At 72.2% G+C, this 781-nt stretch carries 1 protein-coding gene and 1 pseudogene; both read left to right on the top strand.

Annotated features, from left to right (window positions below):
• Positions 1–294: helix-turn-helix domain-containing protein (locus tag AC27IO_RS24985; protein WP_498741313.1), on the top strand; the 294-nt coding region annotated here is incomplete at its 5' end.
• A gap of 151 nt (positions 295–445) precedes the next feature.
• Positions 446–781 (top strand): annotated as a pseudogene (locus tag AC27IO_RS24980) (hypothetical protein); the annotation flags it as partial.

The following is a 781-nucleotide window of genomic DNA, read 5'->3' as shown; positions in this document are numbered from 1 at the left end:
TGCCATGCCCTGCAGCGCGGCCCGGTGGTGGGGGCCGCCGACCTGGGGCTGCAGCCATCGCCGACCCCGCCCGATGACCCCGGCCACAGCCACAGCCACCGCACCGGGTCGGGCGACGCCTTGCCCGCCGCCTGGCTGGAGGGATCGCTGCCGCAGGCCATCGAGCGGCTGGAGCGGCAGATGCTGGCACACGCGCTCGCGCAGGCCCAGGGCAACCGCTCGCTCGCCGCGCGGCGGTTGGGCATCCACCGCCAGTTGCTCTACAGCAAGCTCACGCAATACGGCATCGAATGACCGCAAGCCTGTCGCAAAAGCGGACAACCTGTCGCCATTCCACCCACTGCGCGCGCCCGCCATCGCACGCAAGTGGTTGATTCATAAGGAATCTGGCGTTGGCACGCGTCTTGAGTGAGAAAGCGCATCCCCACTCGAAAGGACGACTTTCATGACGCTCCACCCCTTGCTCCGCACCAGCCTGATGGCCGCCGCCCTTGCCGCCGCCAGCGCCCACGCGCAATTGCCCCCACCCCCGCCCGGCGGGCCGGGCCCCCTGGCCCAGGCCCCCGCGCCGAGCAGTCCGCGACCGCGAGCGGCCGGCTGCAGCGCTGGCTGCCCACCGAACGGCGAGGCGGACGGCCTGCTGCTGCAGGATGGCACGCAGATCGCCTTCCCGCCCCACCTGTCGGAGTCCCTCACCGCATGGCTGCGCCCCGGCGACCCGTTGGAGGTCACCGGCTGGCACCGTCCCGACGCGCCCGTGCTGCGCGCCGAGACCTTCCAG

Source organism: Acidovorax sp. KNOB132 (genome assembly GCF_057541515.1).
This window is presented reverse-complemented; position numbering and strand designations above follow the sequence as displayed.